We start from the raw sequence: 14,816 nt of genomic DNA, 5'->3' as shown, positions 1-14,816 counted from the left end.
GGGCGCCTAGGGTGCAGGGGCAGCGCCCCCTGCGAGCCACCAGCCCGCTACGCCCCCGGCGGCTGCAGGATCTTTCCGCCGTAGTTGCAGTGCGCCAGGGCGACGCAGCGCCAGCATTCCGGGGCGCGGGCCTTGCAGACGTAGCGGCCGTGCAGGATCAGCCAGTGATGCGCGTCGCGCAGCCAGTCCGGCGGGCAGCGCTTCACCAGGCCATCCTCCACCTCCCGCACGTTGCGGCCGGGCGCGAGGCCGGTGCGGTTGCCCAGGCGAAAGATATGGGTGTCCACCGCCATGGCCTGCTGCTCGAAGGCGACGCTCAGCACCACGGAAGCGGTCTTGCGCCCCACCCCCGGCAGGGCTTCCAGCGCGTCGCGGTCGGCCGGCACCGCGCCGCCGTGCCGCTCGATCAGCAGGGCGGACAGGGCGGCGACGTTGCGCGCCTTGGCCTGCCACAGGCCGAGTCGGCGGATGTGCCGGGCGATGCCCTCCGGCCCCAGGGCCACCATGGCGGCAGGGTCGGGCGCTTCGGCGAACAGGGTTTCGGTGGCGCGGTTCACCGCGAGGTCGGTGGTCTGCGCCGACAGCACCACGGCCACCAGCAGGGAATAGGGGTCGGCGAAGTGCAGCTCGGTCTGCGGCGTCGGGTTGGCCTGCCGCAGCGCGTCTAGAAAGGCCACGGCCTGGGTGGCGGACATCCGGCGCGCCCGGCGGGGGGCGCGGGCATTGCCGTGCGGCGAGGCGGGGCGCTTCGCCGCACGGGCGGGCTTCGCGACGGGCGGAGTTTCGGCTGGCACGACGCCAGGGCTACCCTATCTTGCGAGGGCATGACAGCGGACCTGACCACGGACGGAACAGCGGTGCTGTTCGAGGCGACCAGCGCTCCCCAGCGGTCCTGGACCCCGCGCGGCTTCCTGGTGCTCTCGGCCCTGCTCGGCACCGCGAGCGGCACGGCGGCCACGCTGTTCGTGATGCTGGGCGCCTGGCCGGTGCTGGGCTTCCTGGGGCTGGAAGTGCCGGTCGTGCTGGGGCTGGTGGCGCTGCACCACCGCCGCGCCGGGCGCGCCTCGGAAATCGTGTCGCTCTCGGGCGAGACGCTGCAGGTCAGCCGCGTCGATGCGCGCGGCCGGCGGCAGGAAGCGCGGCTGGAACCCTATTGGGCCAGGGTGGAGCTGCTGGAACGGCCGGGCACGGCCGGTTCCCTGCGCCTGCGCAGCCGCGGCCGCGGGGTGGAAATCGGCCAGTGGCTGTCACTGGACGAGAAGCAGGACCTTGCCCGGGCGCTGGAGGAGGCCTTGCGGCGCTACCGCCAGCCTTGCTTCAACAACCCGCAGCTCCGGGACTGAGCGCCCGCGCGCTTCAGTCGGAGGAGGGCGTCAGGCTCTTGATCAGGTCGAAGACCCGCTTGCGCACGGCGGGCTCGGTGATGCGGTAATAGGCACGCACCAGCTCCAGCGTTTCCCGGCGGTTCAGCGCGTCGTCGTCGAAGCCTTCCTGCTGCTCGGCGAAGCCGGCCAGGCGGTTGCGCAGGGTGCCGCCGCTGCCACCCAGGCTGTCCGGCATGTCGTCGAAAAAGAAGCCGATCGGCACGTCCAGCACGCGGGACAGGTCGAACAGGCGGGACGCACCGATCCGGTTCACGCCGCGCTCATACTTCTGCACCTGCTGGAAGGTCAGGCCGAGGGCCTCTCCCAGCTTTTCCTGGCTCATGCCCAGCAGGGTGCGGCGCAGGCGCACGCGGGTGCCGACATGGACGTCGATGGGGCTGGGGCGGTGTTCGCGCTCGGCGCGCTCCGCCAGGGGTTCGCTCGGCATCGGCCGGTTCTCCGTTCCCATGCTCGGCAGCTGATCGGCATACCGGGCAGATGCAGGACGACGCACATTCTGCGCGTCTCGGTCGCGGGTAACGGGAAACGCCACGATACGACCCTCCTTCCTGAGTGCCCGCCTAACGTGCGGTTGCAGAAAGGGTTTGTCAACTCTTTCGAGAAATCTCCTAAATGAGACGAATTTCCGGGCCAGAGAACCGTCAGGGGCGCCGCCGTCGCGCACGGGAGCCCAAAGCAACAACCAGGGCGAGCAAGCCCGGGATCCAGAGGCCCCCGGTTGCGAAGACGGTCGGCCCCATCGCCTGCGGCAAGGGCGCCACCACGCTGCCCGTTTTTCCGAGATCCAGGCGACCAACTTCCCGCCCGCGGGCATCAAAAACAGCCGAGATCCCGGTCTGCGCGGCCCGGGCGAGCGGCAGCCCTTCCTCCACCGCGCGCAGCCGGGCGGTGGCGAGATGCTGGTGCGGCCCGGCCGAAGTGCCGAACCAGGCATCGTTGGTGATGTTCAGCAGCCAGGACGGGCGGGCATTCCCGTGCAGCGACACCGCGGCGGAGAAGATGACCTCGTAACAGATCAGCGGCGAGAAGGCGGGCAGCCCCGGCACGACCAGCGACACCGGCCCCTGCCCTTCCGAGAAATCCACCCCACCGCGGATCACCCGCAACGGCAGCAGCCCGGAGGCCGGCATGTATTCCCCGAAAGGAACGAGGTGGGACTTGTCGTAGGTCGCCAGCACCTCGCCGCCCGTGTTCAGCGCCACGAGACTGTTGAACAGCGCCCGCGGGCGGCCATCCGGCTCGAACTCGCCGCGCACGGTGCCCGCCAGCAGCGTGCCCCCGGGCGGCAGGGCGGCAGCGGCCAAGCGCCGGGCCTCGGGGTCCTGGGCCAGCAGGAAGGGGCTGGCGGTTTCCGGCCAGACCGCGGCGATGGCCGTGCCGGGCGGCAGCTGCGCGGCGGCCTGCGCCGCGGCGTCACGCGTCAACTCCAGGTAGTGGCGGAAGATCGGCCAGCGTGTTTCCGGCCGCCACTTCACCTCCTGCCCGACATTGCCCTGCACCAGCACCACCGCCACGGGCTGCGGCGGTGGCTCCGCCGGCCACAGGCGCGCGGCGCCGAACAGGGCGAAAGCGGCCAGCCCGGCCGCGGCCCCCGCCCAGCCCCGCCGGCCACCCAGCGGCGCGCAGGCCAGGATCACGGTGGCGAGGCTCAGCCCGTGCACGCCGATCCAGGCCGCTCCCTGGATCGGCAGCGCCCCGAAGGCCCAGACGCTGCCCAGCAGGTTCCAGGGAAAGCCGGTGAAGAGCCAGCCCCGGAGCATCTCGGCGAAAACCCAGCCCGCGGCCAGGGCCAGCACCCGGCGCCTGCCCGGCGGGGTGAACCAGGCCGCCAGGGCGGGGATCACCGTATAGGCCCCCATCGGCAGGGCCAGGGCCGGCACCGCGATCGGCACCGCCCACCACAGCCGGTCAGCCTCCGTCAGGATCGCCTCGGTGATCCAGTACAGCCCGGCGAGGTGGAAGCCCCAGCCCCAGGCGAGGCCGAGCAGCGCCGCCCGGCGCCAGTTCGGCGCGACGCCCAGCAGCAGCAGCAGCCCGGGAATGGTGAGCCACAGCACGGGAACGAGGTGCAGCGGGGGAAGGGCCAGGGCCGAGGCGGCGCCCAGCCCGACGGCCGTCGCCAGGGCGCGCCAGCCGCGCTGCCCCTCGACGTGGCTTCGGATGCGGGAAAACACGTCCGGGCAGGTAATGGGCGGGCGCGGGGGGAGCAAGCGGCAGGAACTCTCCCGGACATGCTTCCTCGCGGGGGGAGCCGGCCGCATGCCCTACCCGGCAGGAGCCGCGGATCAACGGGGAGTCCTCGCACGGAGCAGGGCGTCGTGGCCGCCGCACCACCCGCGCGGGAGCCGACCGTTCCGCCCGGGTTGCCGGGGGGCGGGGGCGCGACTAGGGTCCGGCCGCCCTTTCCCCAGCATGCCGGTACCCATGACGCTGACCGCCGCGCGGCTCGACCGCATCGCCCCGTCCCAGACCATCTCCATCACCGCCAAGGCGCGCCAGCTCAAGGCGGCGGGCAAGGACGTGATCAGCCTCAGCGTCGGCGAACCGGACTTCGACACGCCGCGCAACGTCAAGGACGCCGCGATCCGTGCCATCGAGGCGGGCGACACCAAGTACACGGACGTGTCCGGCACGATGGCGCTGCGCCAGGCGGTCTGCGAGAAGTTCCGCCGCGACAACGGCCTGGACTACCGGCCGGAAGAGATCGTGGTGTCCACCGGCGGCAAGCAGGTGATCTTCAACGCGCTGCTGGCCACGATCGACAGCGGCGACGAAGTGATCATCCCCGCCCCTTGCTGGGTCAGCTATCCCGACATCGTGTCCCTAGCCGAAGGCAAGCCGGTGATCGTGCCCGCCGGGAGCAATCAGGGCTTCAAGATGACGGCCGAGCAGCTGGAAGCCGCCATCACGCCGAAGACCAAGTGGCTGATCCTGAACAACCCGTCCAACCCCACCGGCGCCGCCTATAGCCGCGCCGAGCTGGCGGCGCTGGCGGAGGTGCTGCTGCGCCACCCCGACATCTGGGTCTTCACCGACGACATCTACGAGAAGCTGGTCTATGGCGGCTTCGAGTTCACCACCATCGCCCAGGTCGAGCCGCGGCTGCGCGAGCGCACGGTCACCATGAACGGCTGCTCCAAGGCCTATGCCATGACCGGCTGGCGCATCGGCTTCGCCGGCGCTCCGGCCGCGCTGATCAAGGCGATGGACAAGCTGCAGGGGCAGAGCACCACCAACGCTTCCTCCATCTCCCAGGCCGCGGCCATCGAGGCGCTGATCGGCCCGCAGAACAGCGTGGAGGAGATGCGCCAGGCCTTCGAGCGCCGCCGCGACCTGGTGGTGCGGATGCTCAACGACTGCCCCGGCCTGCACTGCAACCAGCCCGAGGGCGCCTTCTACGTCTTTCCCGACCTACGGGGCTGCCTGGGCAAGACCACGGCCTCCGGCAAGGCGCTGAACAGCGACGAAGAGTTCGTGACCGCGCTACTGGAGGACGAGGGCGTGGCCGCGGTGCACGGCTCGGCCTTCATGTTCCCCGGCCATTTCCGCGTGTCCTACGCCGCCGCCGATACGCAGCTGACGGAAGCCTGCACGCGCATCCGGCGCTTCTGCGAAGGGCTGCGCTGACGACCGGGGGCGCCCGTGACCCGGGAGGGAGAAGGTGTTCTCCCTCCCGTACCCTCCCTCAAGTCTCTTTTCAGGAGTTTCGGGAGGGGCTGACACGCGGGACGCCCCACGGCCAGCCATGCTCCCGCTGACAGCGCGCCCACGGTCCCAATCGTCGCAGGGCATGGCCCTCCGGCGCACCGCGATCTCAACCCAGTCCGCGGCAGCCCCCCGAAAAAGGATGAGGGGGAGGGTCCGGGAGGGGGAGAAGTCCTTCTCCCCCTCCCGCCGCCGGCACCGGGCGCGCATGGATGCCGGCCGGGCGGGTCCGGCATCCCGCGGCCAGGGCTTTGCCGGTCGTGGGGCCGGGGATATCAAGCGCCGTTCTTTCCCGGAGACACCATGCCCGCCCTCGCCAGCCGTCTGAAGGACGTGCTCGTTTCCGCCTCGGTGGCCATGAGCGTCCGGGCGCGCGAGCTCGTCGCCCAGGGCCATCCCGTGATCAGCCTGACCGTGGGCGAGCCGGACTTCCCCACCCCGCCGCACGCGATCGAGGCCGCCCACCAAGCCGCGCTGGACGGCAAGACCAAGTACCCGCCGCAGGACGGGCTGCCCTTCCTGAAGCAGGCCATCCAGCGCAAGTTCCGGCGCGACAACGGCCTGGACTACGCGCTCGATGAGATCATGGTCGCCAATGGCGGCAAGCAGGTCATCATGGACGCGCTGCTGGCCACCTGCGACCGCGGCGACGAGGTGCTGATCCCCACGCCCTACTGGGCCAACTACGCCGACATGGCCCGGCTGGCCGCTGCCACGCCCACCTTCGTGTCCTGCCCGCAGAACAACGGCTTCAAGCTGCGCCCCGCCGACCTGGAGGCCGCGATCACCCCGCGCACCAAGTGGCTCTTCCTGAACTTCCCCAACAATCCCACCGGCGCCGCCTGTTCCCGCGCCGAGATGCAGGCCATCGCCGCCGTCATGCTGCGGCACCCGCATGTCTGGATCCTGACGGACGACATGTACGAGCACCTCGTCTATGACGGCTTCGAGTTCTGCACGATCGCCGAGGTGGAGCCGCGGCTGAAGAACCGGGTGCTGACGGTCAACGGCGCCTCCAAGACCTACGCCATGACCGGCTGGCGCGTGGGCTTCGCCGGCGGACCCAGGGCGCTGATCAAGGCCATGGTGAACATGCAGGGCCAGCTGACCTCGGGCATCTGCACCGTTGCCCAGGCGGCCGCTGCCGCCGCGCTGGACGGCCCGCAGGACCTAGTGGCCGAGCGCGCCGCCCTGTACCGCGAGCGCCGCGACCTGGTGGTGGACATGCTGAACGACGCCCCCGGCCTGCACTGCCACCGCCCCGAAGGCGCCTTCTACGTCTATCCCGACGTCGCCGGCTGCCTGGGCCGCACCAGCGCCGGCGGCCAGCGGATCGAGACAGACGCCGACCTCGCCCGCGCGCTGCTGGAAGAAGCCTTCGTGGCCACCGTGCCCGGCGCCGCCTACGGCATGAGCCCCTACCTGCGCATCTCCTACGCCACCGACACCGAGCGCCTGCGCGAAGCCTGTCGCCGCATCCAGGCCTTCTGCCGGGACCTGCACTGAGCGAGGGTGGGTCTGATGGCCTGAGCCGGGACCAGTCTACCCGGTCCCACCCCGTCCCAAGGACCGGCCCGGCCGCACGGCAGCCTCGCCGAAGCGGGCGCGGAGCTTCTCCATCGCGGCCCAGCGCGCGGCGCGGCGAGGGGCGTCGGGGTCGGCGAGGTCGCCGCGATCGGCTTCCGCCAGCGGCTGCAACGGCTGCGCGCCGACCCCGATCAGCCGAAAGGCGGTGCCGTCCGCCTCGCGCGCCAGCAGGGACCGTGCCGCGGCGAAGAGCGTATCGGGGATCACGGTCGGGGATGGCAGGCGGAGGTTGCGCGTGCGCTGCGCGAAGCGCGCCGTCTTGAGCTTGAGCACCACGCCCCCGGCGGCGAATCCTTTCTCCTTCAAGCGGCGCGCCAGCTTCTCGCAGAGTGGCCAGAGCGGCTCCTCCAGCTCCTCCATCCGGCTGAGATCGGTGTTGAAGGTGGTCTCGGCGCTGATCGACTTGGTGTCGCGGTCGGGATTCACGGGACGGCTGTCCTCGCCCCGGGCGCGGGCCACCAGCGCCGGCCCGTCCTCGCCCAGCCGTGTCGCCGCCTCACGCGGCGACAGGCCCTGCAGCTGTCCCAGCGTGACGAAGCCGCGTTCCGTTAGGCGGCGCGCCAGGGCCGGACCGACCCCGGGCAGCACCGTCACCGGCTCCCCTGCCAGCAGCGCCGGCGCATCTGCCCCCAGCACCGCGAAGCCGCGCGGCTTGTTGCGCTCCACCGCCAGCTTGGCCAGCAGCCGGTTGGGCGCCAGGCCGATGGACACGGTGACGCCCACCTCCCGCTCCACCGCCAGGGCGAAGCGCGCCAGCACGGCGGCGGCCGGGGCGTTGTGCAGCGCCTCCGTGCCGCGCAGGTCCAGCACCGCCTCGTCGATCGAGAGCGGCTGTACCAGCGGGCAGAGCGCCTCCATGAGCCCGCGAATCTGGCGCGAGGCGGCGACGTATTTCGCGAAGTCCGGCCGTAGCACCACCGCATCCGGGCAGGCCGCCAGCGCCTTGAACATCGGCATGGCCGAGCGGACCCCGCGGGTGCGGGCCAGGTAGCAGGCCGCCGACACCACGCCGCGATGGCCGCCGCCCACGATCACCGGCCGCGCCCGCAGCTCCGGCCGGTCGCGCTTTTCCACGCTGGCGAAGAAGGCGTCGCAATCCACATGCGCCACGCCCAGCGCGAAGAGCTCGGCGTGCGACACCAGCCGCCGCCGGCCGCAATGGGGGCAGCGGACGGGGAGCTCCTCCATTCGGTGCAGGCAGTCGCGGCACAGCGTCGGCATGGGCGGCTGCATCCTACACCCTGCCGGCGCCGCGTGGGGAATGGCGGCGCCGGGGCTCAACGGCGGCCGAACATCCGCTCCAGCGCCGCCTGGTCCAGCCGCAGGAAGGTGGGGCGGCCGTGCGAGCAGGTGGCGGCGCGCGGCGTGGCTTCCATGGCGCGCAGCAGGGCGGCCATCTCGGCCGGGTTCAGTCGCCGCCCGGCCCGCACGCTGCCGTGGCAGGCCAGCCGCGCGATCGCGGCGTCCAGCCGGGCTTCCAGCGCCTCCGTGCCCGCCCATTCCGCCAGACCGTCCGCCAAATCGTTCAGCAGCGGCCCCGGCTCGGGCGCGCCCAGCAGGGCCGGCAGGGATCGCACCAGCACGGCGCCCGGCCCGAAGCCCTCGATCTCCAGCCCGAGGCGGGCGAGATCCTCCGTCTGGTCCAGCAGCCGCGCCGCCCGGGCGGGGGCCATGTCCACCACGGCCGGCAGCAGCAGCGGCTGCGAGCGCACCCCGCCCGCCACCAGCTGGGCGTGCAGCTTTTCCTGCGTCAGCCGCTCGTGGGCGGCGTGCTGGTCCACCAGCACCAGCGCCCCGTCCGGCGCTTCCGCCAGCACGTAGGTGTCCAGCAGCTGCGCCAGCGGCCGCCCGAGCGGCCCTTCCGCCGCCGGGGCCTCTTCCTCACGCGGTGCGGCGAGGCGTCCAGGCGCCAGGGGCAGCCCTGCCTGCACCGGGGGCGGCAGGGTCGGCAGCGCTTCCGCGAAGCCCGGCCCATGCGCGGCCAGAACCGGTTCGGCCAAGGCCGTCCCGGCCGGCGCCCATCCCGGCGCTGCCGGCCGCGGCGGCACCCAAGGGGAAGGCACCGGGGCGGGCAGGTTCCAGCCCCGCACCGTTTCGGCCAGGCCGCCGCTGCCCAGCCCCGTCGATCCGCCCCGGCCCGGCAGCTCGGCCGCACCGATGCCCAGCGCCCGGCGCAGCGCCACGATCACCGCGCCGCGCACCGCGTTGGGCTCCCGGAAGCGCAGCTCGGCCTTCATGGGGTGCACGTTCACGTCCACCGAGGCCGGGTCCACCTCCAGGAACAGCGCCGCCACGGGATGGCGCCCCGACACCATCACGTCTCGATAGGCCGCCCGCAGCGCCGCCCGCAGCACCGGGTCGCGCACGGGGCGGCGATTCACCACGAGGTGCTGCTCGGTCATCGAGGCGCGGGACAGGGTGGCCGGCCCGGCCAGCCCTTCCAGCCGCAGCTCCGGCCATTCGCCGCGCACCGGCAGGGCGGCGCCGGCGAATTCCTCGCCCAGCAGGGCGGCGATCCGCCCGGCGCGGTCGGCCGGCGGCAGGTCCAGCGCCACCCGGTCCTCCACGGAAACGCGGAACCCCACCTCCGGCCAGGCGGCGGCGAGGCGGCGCACCGCTTCCACCGCCTGCTCCGCTTCCGTGCGCGGCTGGCGCAGGAACTTCCGCCGCGCAGGGGTGGCGTGGAACAGGTCGCGCACCTCCACCCGCGTGCCCGGGGCGCCGGCGGCGGGGGAAACCTCTCCCTTGCGGCCGGCCTCCACCTCGATGGCATGCGCCGCGCCGCCGGGCGGGCGGGAGGTGATGCGGAGGCGCGACACCGCGCCGATGGAGGGCAGCGCCTCGCCCCGGAAGCCCAGGGTGGCGATGCGGAACAGCGTGTCCTCGTCCGGCAGCTTGGAGGTGGCGTGACGGTCGACGCAGAGCGCGAGGTCGGTGGCGTCCATGCCGGCGCCGTTGTCTTCCACCAGCAGCCGGTCGATGCCGCCGCCCTCCAGTTCCACCGCGATGCGGGTGGCGCCGGCATCCAGCGCGTTCTCCACCAGCTCCTTCACGGCCGCCGCCGGGCGCTCCACCACCTCGCCGGCCGCGATGCGGTCGGCGGTGACGGCGGGAAGAAGGCGGATGCTCATGGCCGATCAGATGGTTCGCCGCGGGGCCGGCGTCATCGGCCCCGGAGCGGTCCTACGGACCCGGCCAGAGGCGCCGGATCTCGGCCAGCAGCGCCGCGGTGGACCCGTCGTGCTTCGCCGGCTCCGGCTGGCCCGAGAGTTCCGGCAGCAGCGCGCCCGCCAGCTGCTTGCCGAGTTCCACGCCCCACTGGTCGAAGGCGTTCACCCCCCAGAGGGCGCCGAGGCAGAACACCTTGTGCTCGTAGAGCGCCACCAGCTGCCCCAGCGTGAAGGGCGAAAGCTCCGGCAGCAGGATGGCCGTGCTGGGACGGTTGCCGGGAAACAGCCGGTGCGGCAGCAGCCGCTCGATCTCGGCTTCCGGCTTGCCCGCGGCCTGCATCTCCGCCCGCACCTCCGCCGCGTCGCGGCCGCGCAGCAGGGCCTCCGCCTGGGCCAGCCCGTTGGCCAGCAGCAGCCGGTGGCTGTCGGGGAAAGCGTGGCCGGGGCGGGCCACCAGCACGATGTCGGCCGGCACGGGGGTGGTGCCCTGGTGCAGCAGCTGCATGAAGGAGTGCTGCGCGTTGTTGCCGGGCTCGCCGAACACCACCCCGCCGGTGGCGCGCCCCACCGGGGCGCCGGCCGTCGTCACGCTCTTGCCCAGGCTCTCCATCTCCACCTGCTGGAGGTGGGCGGGAAACCGCGCGAGGCGCTCGTCATAGGGCAGCACGGCCCGGTTGCTCAGGCCCAGCCCGTCGAGGTGCCACAGGTCCACCAGCGCCAGCAGCAGCGGCAGGTTCTCCGCATCGGGCGCCGCCAGGAAGTGCTCGTCCATGGCGCGGGCCCCGGCGAGCAGCTGCGCGAAGGCGTCCCAGCCGCAGCTCAGCGCGATCGACAGCCCCACCGCCGACCACAGGGAAAAGCGCCCGCCCACCCAGTCGCGGAAGCCGAAGACCTGGTCCGCCGGCACGCCGAAGGCGCTCGTGGCCTGGAGGTTGGTGGACAGCGCCACCAGCTGCGCGTCGCCCGCCGCACCCAGCGCCGCGCGCAGCCAGTCGCGCACGAGGTGGGCGTTGCTCATGGTCTCGGCGGTGGTGAAGGTCTTGGAGGCCACCAGCACCAGCGTGCGCGCCGGGTCCAGCTGGCGCCGCAGCGCGTCCCAGGCATGGCCGTCGGCGGCGCTGAGCCAATGCGCCCGCATCGGGCTGTCGTGCCGGTGCAGCGCCCGCACCGCCATCTGCGGCCCGAGGTCGGAGCCGCCGATGCCGATATTGAGCACGTCCGTGAAGCGGCCCGCCGCGTGCACCCGGCCGGTGAAGGCCTGCATAGCGGCCAGCACCTCCGCCACCTCCGCCGAGGCATCCTCCTCCCCGGTGCGGAAGCTGCCGGGCGGGGCGCGCAGCGCCATGTGCAGCACGGCGCGGTTCTCGGTGCCGTTGATCCGCGCGCCCGAGGCCATGGCCGCGCGCTGCCCGGCCACGTCGCGGGCGCGGGCCAGGGCCAGCAGCGCCTCCAGCACCGCGGAGCTCAGCGAGGTCTTGGCCAGATCCAGCCGCAACCCGTCCGCCTGCCAGGTGAAGCGCGCGGCGCGTTCGGGATCGGCGGCGAAGAGCGGCCGGATTTCCCCGGCCCCGGGTGCGCGGGCCAGTTCCTGCAAGGCCGCCCATTCCTGTTCCGCCATGGCCGCCTTTCTCCCCCAAACCGCCGAATCCACCACCCGATGTCATCCTGGCTGCCGGACCGGCATTGCGCGAGGGGGCGCAAACCATCCCCCCGGGGGTTCAGGCCGGCACGCCCTCCACCCGCTCGCTGCCGGCGCGCCAGCGATGCGTGCTGGCGCCGAACGCCACCATCTGCCCGGTGGCGTCGAACACTTCCGTGCGAACGAAGTAGAGCTTCTGCCCGCGCGTCGCCACGCGGCCTTCCGCCACCACCCGGCCCGGCCGGATCTGGCCGGTGAAGCGGCAATCCAGGTCCACCGTGACGGCCTTGCGCAGGTGGCCCGGCACGCTGCACCACAGCCCGGCATAGCCCGCCGCTTGGTCGATCAGCGACAGCACCACGCCGCCATGCACGATGCCGGAGCGGTTGAGGTGCTGCGGCCCGGCCTCGCAGCACAGGCGGGCGAAGCCGTCCCGCCATTCTTCCAGCACCAGGCCGAGCAGCGCGTGGTAGCCGGCCTCGAAGGGGTCGAGATTCTGCATGCGCCCTGCCCTGCCGGGACCCCGACCCGCCGTCAAGCAAGGCCAGGGCGCAGCGCCTTTCCCGCAAGGCAGCGACGGTGGGCGCTGGGGGAATGACACGGCCTAGCGAATGTTCTGGCCCGTGTGGGGTGGAAAAGGCCGGGGGAGTGAACTCCCCCGGACCCCCTCCTTTTTCGGGAGTAGAAGAGCACAGGCGGCCACGGGCGCGCCCGCAGACTCCCGAAAATAGAAGGGGGTCCGGGGGGATACTTCCCCCCGGCTCGCTGCTTGTCCCCGTCGGAACAAAGGCGCGACGGTGTGGGGCCGGTCGCTATTCCGCCGCGGCCCGGGCATCCTCCGCCACCGGGCGGCGCACCCGCAACCGGCGGATGTTGCGCGCATCCACCTCCAGCACCCGGAACTCCAGGCCGGATTCATGCGACAGCAGCTCGCCCTTGGCCGGCACCCGGCCGGCCAGGGTGAACACCAGCCCGCCCACCGTGTCGATGTCCTGATGGCGTTCCTCGGCGGTCAGCACCGGGCCGAAGCGGGCCTCGAAATGCTCCACCGGCATGCGGGCATCCACGTCCAGGGACCCGTCGGGCCGTTCCACCGCCTGGGGGGCGCTTTCCTCGTCGTGCTCGTCGGCGATGTCGCCCACGATGGTCTCCACCAGGTCCTCGATGGTGACCAGCCCGTCGATGCCGCCGTATTCGTCCACCACCAGCGCCAGGTGGATGCGGTTCAGCCGCATCTGCAGCAGCAGGTCCAGCACGGGGATCTGCGGCGCCACCAGCAGCGGCTTGCGCAGGATGGAGGCCAGGCGGAAGGACGTGGCCGCTTCCGCCTCCTGCCCCACCGCGGCGAAAACGTCCTTGATGTGGATCATGCCCACGACGTCGTCGAGGTTCTCCCGGTACACCGGCAGGCGGGAATGGCCTTCGCGCTGGATCAGCCGGATGGCCTCCTCCAGCGTCAGGCTTTCCGGCATGGCGACGATGTCGGCGCGGGGCACCATCACGTCCAGCGCCGTTTTGCCGCGCAGCTTCAGCACGTTGCCCAGCAGGGCGCGCTCGGCCGCGTCCAGCTCGGGCAGGCCACCGGCTTCCTGCGGTTCTTCCTGCGCTTCCACCAGCGCCTCGACCCGCTCGCGCACGCTCTCGGCCTCGCGCTTGCGGGTCAGCGTGCCCAGCCACCACAGCAGCCCCTGCTGCCCGCCGCCGTTGCCTTCGCCGCTCACTGCACGCCCTTCCACGGGTTGGGCAGGGCGAGGCGCCGCATCACCCGCGCTTCCGCCCGCTCCATCCGCCGCGCCTCGCCGGCGCGGAGGTGGTCGTGCCCGGCCAGGTGCAGCGCCCCATGCGCCACGAGATGGGCGAGGTGGGCGCGCACGGAACGCCGCGCCGCCCGCGCCTCCCGCTCCACCGTGCCCAGCGCCAGGGCGACGTCGCCCAGCAGGCCGGGCACGCCGGCCGGGAAGCTCAGCACGTTGGTGGGCTTGTTCTTGTTGCGATGGGTGCCGTTCAGCCGCTTGATCGCGCGGTCATCGGCCAGCAGCACCGTGACCGCGCCGGACACGCCGGCCTCGGCCAGGGCGGCGGAAGCGGCGGCCTCGGCCAGCCGCTCCGCCCGGGGCACCGCGGCGCGCCAGCGCGGCGACGCCACGATCACCGCGATCTCCGGCTCGCTCTCCCCGGAAGCGACCTGGCTTCCGGGGAGGGTACTACTCGACGGGTCCATCCCGATCCTTTCCGCGCCGCGCCGCCCTGGCACCGGCTCCCTGGTAAACGTCGCCGCGCTGGCGGCTGTCGTCGAAGCGGGCATAGGCGGAGACGATGCGGCCCACCAGCGGGTGCCGCACCACGTCGCCCTCGGTGAAGCGGGCGACGCCGATGCCCTCCACCCCTTCCAGCACGTTCAGCGCCTGCACCAGCCCGGAGGTCTGGCCCGGCGGCAGGTCCACCTGGGTGGGGTCGCCGTTGACCACCATGCGCGTGCCGTCGCCCATCCGGGTCAGGAACATGCGCATCTGGGCGGGGGTGGTGTTCTGCGCCTCGTCCAGGATGGCGAAGGAATGCGCCAGCGTCCGGCCGCGCATGAAGGCCAGCGGCGCGATCTCGATCTCGCCCGAGGCGATGCGCCGCACCACCTGGTCGGCCGGCAGCATGTCGTGCAGCGCGTCGTAGAGCGGGCGGAGATAAGGGTCCACCTTCTCCTTCATGTCGCCGGGCAGGAAGCCCAGCCGCTCGCCCGCTTCCACCGCCGGGCGGCTCAGCACGATGCGGTCCACCCGCCCCGCCAGCAGCAGCGCCACCCCCTGCGCCACGGCGAGGTAGGTCTTGCCCGTGCCCGCCGGCCCCACGCCCAGCACCATCTCGTGCCGGGCCAGCAGGTCCATATAGGCCGCCTGGGCCGGCGAGCGCGGCGCGATGGCGCCCTTGCGGGTGCGGATCGCCGGCAGGTCGGCCAGCGGCAGGCGCGGGTTCTCCTCCGTGCCGTCACGCCCGGCGAAGCGCAGCGCCGCCTCCACCTCGGCCATGCCCACGGCCTCGCCCCGCCGCAGCTTCTGCCACAGGCTCCGCAGCACGCCCTCGGCTGCCTCGGTGGCCTGGCCGCCGCCGGTCACCGTCACGCGGTTGCCGCGGGCGGCGATGCGGATGCCCAGCTTCTGCTCGATGCGCGCGACGTGGCGGTCGTGCTCGCCCAGCAGCAGCGGCAACAGCAGGTTGTCGTCGAAGGTCAGGGCAACGGACCGCGTGCCCGGATCGCTTTCGGGCAGCAGGGGTCGGGCCGGGGGGATGGCCGCGGCACGGGGATCATTCCCGGTGGGGGACGATCCGGCCAGGGGG

The 14,816-nt window shown here is 72.8% G+C and carries 13 protein-coding genes; 3 read left to right on the top strand and 10 right to left on the bottom strand.

The features are described from left to right. Positions 1-47: 47 nt before the first annotated feature. A complete protein-coding gene (gene nth, locus ACLIBK_RS16620; protein WP_415388438.1) occupies positions 48-695 on the bottom strand; it encodes an endonuclease III in 648 nt (215 codons plus the stop codon). 129 nt (positions 696-824) lie between these two features. On the opposite strand from nth, the gene ACLIBK_RS16615 reads away from it, so the two are divergent. Then, a complete protein-coding gene (locus tag ACLIBK_RS16615; RefSeq protein ID WP_415388400.1) occupies positions 825-1,343 on the top strand; it encodes a DUF2244 domain-containing protein in 519 nt (172 codons plus the stop codon). Between the two features lie 13 nt (positions 1,344-1,356). Here ACLIBK_RS16615 and ACLIBK_RS16610 read toward each other — a convergent pair whose 3' ends face one another. Next, positions 1,357-1,812 (bottom strand): helix-turn-helix domain-containing protein, encoded by a 456-nt coding sequence (locus ACLIBK_RS16610; RefSeq protein WP_415388399.1) that lies wholly within the window; start codon positions 1,810-1,812, stop codon positions 1,357-1,359. A gap of 214 nt (positions 1,813-2,026) precedes the next feature. Continuing rightward, the gene (gene lnt / locus ACLIBK_RS16605; protein WP_415388398.1) at positions 2,027-3,595 is read right to left on the bottom strand and encodes an apolipoprotein N-acyltransferase; all 1,569 of its coding nucleotides are present in this window, start codon (positions 3,593-3,595) and stop codon (positions 2,027-2,029) included. Positions 3,596-3,809: 214 nt separating this feature from the next. Here lnt and ACLIBK_RS16600 point away from each other — a divergent pair, with 214 nt between their 5' ends. Both ACLIBK_RS16600 and ACLIBK_RS16595 read left to right on the top strand, forming a co-directional pair. Continuing rightward, positions 3,810-5,012: a pyridoxal phosphate-dependent aminotransferase gene (locus ACLIBK_RS16600; protein WP_415388397.1), complete on the top strand. Its 1,203-nt coding sequence runs from the start codon at positions 3,810-3,812 to the stop codon at positions 5,010-5,012. 381 nt (positions 5,013-5,393) lie between these two features. Next, entirely contained in the window at positions 5,394-6,596 is a 1,203-nt protein-coding gene (locus tag ACLIBK_RS16595) for a pyridoxal phosphate-dependent aminotransferase (protein WP_415388396.1), read from the top strand. Between the two features lie 36 nt (positions 6,597-6,632). Here ACLIBK_RS16595 and ACLIBK_RS16590 read toward each other — a convergent pair whose 3' ends face one another. From ACLIBK_RS16590 to ACLIBK_RS16560, 7 genes are all read right to left on the bottom strand, one after another. After that, positions 6,633-7,898: a DNA polymerase IV gene (locus ACLIBK_RS16590; RefSeq protein ID WP_415388395.1), complete on the bottom strand. Its 1,266-nt coding sequence runs from the start codon at positions 7,896-7,898 to the stop codon at positions 6,633-6,635. Between the two features lie 56 nt (positions 7,899-7,954). Continuing rightward, positions 7,955-9,808, bottom strand: a complete 1,854-nt coding sequence (mutL, locus tag ACLIBK_RS16585) for a DNA mismatch repair endonuclease MutL (protein ID WP_415388394.1) — start codon at positions 9,806-9,808, stop codon at positions 7,955-7,957. A gap of 52 nt (positions 9,809-9,860) precedes the next feature. Continuing rightward, a complete protein-coding gene (gene pgi / locus ACLIBK_RS16580; protein WP_415388393.1) occupies positions 9,861-11,465 on the bottom strand; it encodes a glucose-6-phosphate isomerase in 1,605 nt (534 codons plus the stop codon). A gap of 100 nt (positions 11,466-11,565) precedes the next feature. Then, positions 11,566-11,988 (bottom strand): PaaI family thioesterase, encoded by a 423-nt coding sequence (locus ACLIBK_RS16575; RefSeq protein WP_415388392.1) that lies wholly within the window; start codon positions 11,986-11,988, stop codon positions 11,566-11,568. 310 nt (positions 11,989-12,298) lie between these two features. Then, positions 12,299-13,207 carry a hemolysin family protein gene (locus tag ACLIBK_RS16570; RefSeq protein WP_415388391.1) on the bottom strand — a complete coding sequence of 303 codons (909 nt, stop codon included), beginning with the start codon at positions 13,205-13,207 and terminating at the stop codon, positions 12,299-12,301. Beyond that, complete coding sequence (ybeY, locus tag ACLIBK_RS16565) at positions 13,204-13,707, bottom strand: rRNA maturation RNase YbeY (protein ID WP_415388390.1); 504 nt, start codon at positions 13,705-13,707, stop codon at positions 13,204-13,206. The genes ACLIBK_RS16570 and ybeY overlap by 4 nt, the downstream gene beginning before the upstream one ends. Beyond that, positions 13,691-14,767: a PhoH family protein gene (locus ACLIBK_RS16560; protein ID WP_415388437.1), complete on the bottom strand. Its 1,077-nt coding sequence runs from the start codon at positions 14,765-14,767 to the stop codon at positions 13,691-13,693. The genes ybeY and ACLIBK_RS16560 overlap by 17 nt, the downstream gene beginning before the upstream one ends. Positions 14,768-14,816: the final 49 nt, after the last annotated feature.

It is taken from the genome of Roseomonas sp. BN140053 (genome assembly GCF_047690175.1).
Taxonomy (GTDB): Bacteria; Pseudomonadota; Alphaproteobacteria; order Acetobacterales; family Acetobacteraceae; genus Roseomonas.
This window is presented reverse-complemented; position numbering and strand designations above follow the sequence as displayed.

Bases quoted from the DNA above. Each gene is read 5' to 3' on its own strand.
- nth (WP_415388438.1), bottom strand. From the start codon at position 695: ATGTCCGCCACCCAGGCCGTGGCCTTTCTAGACGCGCTGCGGCAGGCC.
- ACLIBK_RS16615 (WP_415388400.1), top strand. From the start codon at position 825: ATGACAGCGGACCTGACCACGGACGGAACAGCGGTGCTGTTCGAGGCG.
- ACLIBK_RS16595 (WP_415388396.1), top strand. From the start codon at position 5,394: ATGCCCGCCCTCGCCAGCCGTCTGAAGGACGTGCTCGTTTCCGCCTCG.
- mutL (WP_415388394.1), bottom strand. From the start codon at position 9,808: ATGAGCATCCGCCTTCTTCCCGCCGTCACCGCCGACCGCATCGCGGCC.
- ACLIBK_RS16590 (WP_415388395.1), bottom strand. From the start codon at position 7,898: ATGCCGACGCTGTGCCGCGACTGCCTGCACCGAATGGAGGAGCTCCCC.
- ybeY (WP_415388390.1), bottom strand. From the start codon at position 13,707: ATGGACCCGTCGAGTAGTACCCTCCCCGGAAGCCAGGTCGCTTCCGGG.
- pgi (WP_415388393.1), bottom strand. From the start codon at position 11,465: ATGGCGGAACAGGAATGGGCGGCCTTGCAGGAACTGGCCCGCGCACCC.
- ACLIBK_RS16600 (WP_415388397.1), top strand. From the start codon at position 3,810: ATGACGCTGACCGCCGCGCGGCTCGACCGCATCGCCCCGTCCCAGACC.
- ACLIBK_RS16610 (WP_415388399.1), bottom strand. From the start codon at position 1,812: ATGCCGAGCGAACCCCTGGCGGAGCGCGCCGAGCGCGAACACCGCCCC.
- ACLIBK_RS16575 (WP_415388392.1), bottom strand. From the start codon at position 11,988: ATGCAGAATCTCGACCCCTTCGAGGCCGGCTACCACGCGCTGCTCGGC.